At 40.9% G+C, this 5268-nt stretch carries 4 protein-coding genes; 1 reads left to right on the top strand and 3 read right to left on the bottom strand.

Annotation, left to right across the window (positions count from 1 at the left end; translation table 11 throughout):
• The first annotated feature begins 260 nt into the window (after positions 1-260).
• Positions 261-1850, top strand: a complete 1590-nt coding sequence (locus HP459_RS21040) for an SIR2 family protein (protein WP_054625931.1) — start codon at positions 261-263, stop codon at positions 1848-1850.
• Positions 1851-1906: 56 nt separating this feature from the next.
• On the opposite strand, the gene HP459_RS21035 is transcribed toward HP459_RS21040, so the two are convergent.
• From HP459_RS21035 to HP459_RS21025, 3 genes are all read right to left on the bottom strand, one after another.
• Complete coding sequence (locus HP459_RS21035) at positions 1907-3067, bottom strand: restriction endonuclease subunit S (protein WP_054625930.1); 1161 nt, start codon at positions 3065-3067, stop codon at positions 1907-1909.
• Positions 3064-4698 (bottom strand): class I SAM-dependent DNA methyltransferase, encoded by a 1635-nt coding sequence (locus HP459_RS21030; RefSeq protein WP_171936780.1) that lies wholly within the window; start codon positions 4696-4698, stop codon positions 3064-3066. Before HP459_RS21030 ends, HP459_RS21035 begins: the two co-directional genes overlap by 4 nt.
• Before the next feature lie 63 nt (positions 4699-4761).
• The coding region (locus tag HP459_RS21025) for a type I restriction-modification enzyme R subunit C-terminal domain-containing protein (RefSeq protein ID WP_301541003.1) at positions 4762-5268 on the bottom strand (507 nt) is incomplete at its 5' end.

Below are 5268 nucleotides of genomic sequence, written 5' to 3'. Positions count from 1 at the left end.
TGTAAGCCTAAATCTAAAGTCACGATTACTGAGAAAACGGGAATGGGCTCTTGATTGGGCCCTATATCGTAATGAAAGTACAACAATTCGGCTACCATCAGGAGTGAAATGCTGTTCCTCAAGTTTTAATCTAAGAACTACTTGAATATAAATGATTAGATTTCTTGCGTAAAATTGATAAATGTACTGGTGATGAAAGAAGCAATACCTTAATGTTATCGGTATAAAGGGGTTTGATTTCTTGTAAAGAGAGTATCAGTATGAATTTTAAGAAAAAACTCGAAGAGCATTTTAAGCAGTTCGAAGCATCCCCAGTGTTATTTGTTGGCTCCGGAGTGTCTCGTCGTTACCTTGGTGTGCCATGTTGGCAAGACCTTTTGAAGCATTTTGCTGAGGCGATTGGGGAAAATCATATAAAATTAAAAACAAAATCTAATGGTGATTTACCCGAATATGCACAATTATTGGTGTCGGCATACGCTGAGAAATGGTGGGATACTGAAGAAGGACAATTAGCATTAAGTGAAAAAGAACAGGAGAAAACTTTCATTAACGAACAGTCTCCTTTGAAATTGTCAATATCTAAATATATTGAGAATGCACATAAAAATATTATAGATAATGATGAGTTAAAACACGAAATTTCTCTTTTTGCGAAAGCAAATATTGATGGGGTTATTACCACAAACTGGGATGTTTTTCTAGAAAGCCTTTTCCCGAAATTTACAACCTTTATAGGTCAGGATGGATTGATTACTGGCAGGAGCCACGGTATTGCCGAAATATATAAAATACATGGTTGCTGCACTGAGCCTAACTCATTGATTTTAACATCAAGTGACTATGATAAATATAGAAAGAAAAACCCTTACCTATCATCTAAGTTATTAACTATGTTTATAGAGAGGCCTGTTATTTTCTTAGGCTACTCTTTAACAGATGAACATATAGCTGAAATCCTGGAAGATATAGTTAGTTGTTTTCCTGATGCCAGTTTGGATTTTTTACAGAATAAATTATTGTTTGTTGAATGGAAACCTGAACTTGGAGAGGCTGACATTAGTGACTCTGTTATTCATAAAAAAATACCAGTAAAATATGTTCAGGCACCATCTTATAAAGAAATATTTGAGGTGCTGAGTGAAACTAAAAAAAGGATTCCAGCACATTTATTTCGAATGATAAAAGATGAGCTTTATGAGTTAGTCTTAACTGATGATCCGAAAGGAAAATTATATGTGAGGGATTCAGAGAAAATTGAAGAAGGGGTCAGTACAACGGAGTTTGTTGTGGGATATGGTGCTATTTCGATGGTAAAAAAATCGGAATCGATGGCAGCTAAAGGATTGGTTGGACTGGAACGTGTAGATCTTATCCGGGAAGTTGTTTTTGAAAATGGACATTATGATTGGGAATGTGTTGTTAATGATGTTCTGCCAAATATATGCAAAGGCAATGCGCGCATTCCTGTTTTTCACTTCTTAAATCACGCTAATTTAATTAATCACGATGGGAGTATAATTAATGAAACAGAACTCTCAGGTGGAGTACTATCACGATTAAAAATTACTCCAGTAAGTTTTCAATCCCAAGGATGGGATAAACGACGTTCTGAAACCGTTCCTGAAGTTAGAATTGGTGTAAATGAGTTATATCTTGCTTATGATTTCGGTTTCTTTTTAAGAATGATGCCATATATGGAACCGGGTTTAATCAAGCGTGATATAGAAGAACTTCTGAAAATTTTGAAAAAACATATTGATGAAGCAATGAGCGCCCAAACTTTGTCCAGTAATTTTTGTCGATTAGTCTGCGTGTACGATTATATAAAAAATAGCAATAGGATTTAAGAATAAGGTGTCGTATAAATTAACGACACCTATAATAAAAATTAATATATTTTTTCTTATAAATGATTAATTAATTTTTTGTTAATAGCATTAGACAGCAAAGTCAGTGAGATTTCATCACTATATTTGTCGTAAATTAATGTATTTAATTTATTATATATCATTTCAAATTTTCTCTGAATTGATATTTCCGGTATTGGTATGAGTAAATTCTTAAGCTTTTCGGCAGTCAAGTGGCTGAAAGTTACTTCTGAAACGAATTCAGAAAATGCATTTCCTTTAGCCATTGAATAAAAATACTCTTGCAAATATACAGATGTAAGGACATTATAGTCAGGACGCACTCTATGCAGAGCTTTCTGGTAGTAACAGTCTTGGATTTGATTATCCCAAATTGCACACCGGCCTATCTCACCTCCCTCGCAAACAAGTAGATCCCCCTGCTTGAGTTCAAATTTAGATAATTCTTTTTCATTGAAATCCATTTCAAGAAGATCGCTAACATCTATTTTTCTCCACCTGATGTTGGCATTTCTTAAATATTTTTTTGGCGATAATCCAGTTTTTGATTTTTTTGATAACATTTTCCCAAGCTGACAATCGGCGATCTCACCTAATTTTCTCAATTCCCAATTTTTTGGATTGCTAATGGGATCGCCAAACAGCTTAAGAAAATTAGCACGCAAAAAATCATCAGCTAATTTGATCGCCTGCTCACGTTTATGGAGGATGTTCTCAGCCTTATCAAGAGTAGCCGCAATTTCTTTTTGTTCGCATAATGATATTGCCTTTAACTGTTGTTCTTTAATTATCTTATCTGAAACTGCGGGATAATTAGCTCCTGTAGCTAGTTTAACTAAACTATTAACAAAAGCTTCTGATTTTACATAATGAAAAAGATATTTTGTATCAACTTTTAACTTATTAGGACGTAAAACGCAAAACCCTGTTGATGCAATTGCTCCATCCAATTCTTTAGGGATAATAGCAACGGTATTGAGATTCGGCCTAACAGTTGAAATGATGATATCACCAGCAAAAACCAGTTGCCTTGCTCTACTAGGTGCAGAGTCAGGTGTAATGTCTGAGACACTCTCTAATACTATTTTTTTCTGAAACCTATCTACAGAAGCAATATCTATATATTTCCAAGAACCATATTTATTATTTGGATTGATCTTTTCTACTTTTTCTACCAAATCTGAAATAGAAATCACAGCATTCCCTCCAGCTCATTCAGATCCGCCAGAATCTCATTTTCCAGATCTTTTAACCGTTTCAGTATCACTTTCGGATCTTCATATTCCTCCGCCTGATATACCACCTCTTTATAACGATTAATAGAGAGATCGTATTTCTGCGCCGCAATATCCTCTTTCGGTACTACAAACGCCGCCTGAGTGCGATCTTTAAAATCAACACCAGCATCAATCCCTTCCGGATATTGCTGCTTAAGCAACGAGGCTGATCTCTCGCCCATAAAATTATCAACCGGTAGCCCGCGTAAAGTACGGTAATGCTTCCAGCTTGCTAATAAATGCGGCAAATCGTTGTATTTTATTGGGTTACGCTTGTCATCCAGGCTGTAGCCGTCGTTTTGTAGATCGTAGAACCAGACCTCATCCGTTTGGCCGCCTTTGGTAAAGATCAGGATCGCCGTCGCTACACCCGCGTAAGGTTTAAATACGCCGGAAGGCAGGTTGATCACCGCTTCCAGTTGGTTATCTTCCACCAGCGTTTTACGCAGCGACTGGTGCGCTTTGCTGGAACCAAACAATACGCCCTGCGGCACGATAGTGGCACTGCGCCCGCCCACTTTTAACATTTGCAGAATACGCGCCAGGAACAGCAGCTCGGTTTTCTTGGTTTTCACCATCGCTGACAGCGTAGAGTCGATATCTTCCTCATCCAGAGAACCAGTAAACGGCGGGTTCGCCAGAATCAGGTTGAATGCGTTTTTACTGGCCTGCGGGAAGTTGGTACTAAAACTCTGGCTCATGGTGTCCTGATAATGAATATCCGGCTCTTCAACTCCGTGCATAATCAGGTTCATGGCGGCAATACGCAGCATGGTGGTATCAAAGTCGTAACCGTGGAACATGTTGTTATCCACATGGTCACGCCACGGCGTCAGAAGATCGCCGGTAAAGATTTTTTGCTCTTCTAATTCGCCGCGTTCGTTGGTACCAATCTCGGTATGAATGGACTCCAGTGAACTGTATTTCTCCAGCAGGTACTCATAACTGGTTGCCAGAAAACCGCCCGTACCACAGGCCGGATCGCAGATCGTTTCACCACGTGCCGGGTTTGGCTCCATCATTTCAACCATTGTGCGGATAATGTGGCGTGGCGTGCGGAACTGACCGTTGATCCCGGCAGTGGTCAGCTTGCTTAACAGGTATTCGTAGAGATCGCCTTTGGTGTCGCCACGATCCAGCGGCAGGTTTTTGATCACCTCCACGGCTTTGGTCAGCAGTGACGGTTTAACAATCTCCAAGCGAGCATCTTTCATAAAGTTGCCCAGCAGCGTCACTTTCGTATCTTCAGCTTGCCCAAGCTGACGGAAATGCTGGAATACGCCGTCGCGCACAACTTCCATCATCTCGTCCGAGCCAAGGTTGCTATAGTGGCTGAAGCGGAACTCCTGCTGCTCAGGCGCAAAGCGTGGTTTAAAATCAACGCCTGCGATTTGCTTACGCTTCTCGTCCCGTTGTTCCTGGGTATCCAGCATCCTGGAGTACATCAGGTAGGTGATCTGTTCGATAACGGTCAGCGGGTTTGTGATACCACCCACCCAGAAATCTTCCCACAGCCCGTCGATTTTACTTTTTAAGTCACCGGTGATCATTGTTAACGTCTATACCCTGTTATAAATACAAAAGCCCCGCTGCCGGGGCTTGTCATGTGTTTATTATACCGTCGCTGCGTCGGTCACAACACCCAGCTCTTCGACTATCTTTTGCAACCGGACGATCTGCTCTAGATCCGGGAATACGCCAGTAACGCCTTCGTTGTGGATATGCGTAAACGGCTGTTCAAAGAGTTGCCGCATTTCAATGGTGCCGTAATCGCGGATGTGGTTTTTCAGCAATGACAGGAAGCGCAGTTGCTGGCTGGTCAGGCTGTTGTCAGCGGCGAACTGGGCAAAGCGCACTTCAACTGCATCGCTGTCCATCCCGATAATGGTACGCAAAAGTTTATCCAGGCTTGCGGTTGCCTGCGGGTAGAACTCTTTTAGCGCCCGGATATCAACGTTGGGGTTTTGTATCAGCACCAGTTTTGCCAACTCATCCAGTTCGCCTTGTGTTACCGGCTCGCCGTTGCGGATTTTTTTCAGCACCTGGTTTTGCTGGAACAGCGGCTCCAGCGCTCCCTGAACCTGCTGGCGATAGAGTTTGAAATCAATCGAGCGGATGTT

It is taken from the genome of Enterobacter sp. CM29, assembly GCF_013179605.1.
GTDB classification, from domain to species: domain Bacteria; phylum Pseudomonadota; class Gammaproteobacteria; order Enterobacterales; family Enterobacteriaceae; genus Enterobacter; species Enterobacter intestinihominis.
Note: the sequence above shows the minus strand (reverse complement) of the source record. Positions and strands in the feature narration are given on the sequence as shown.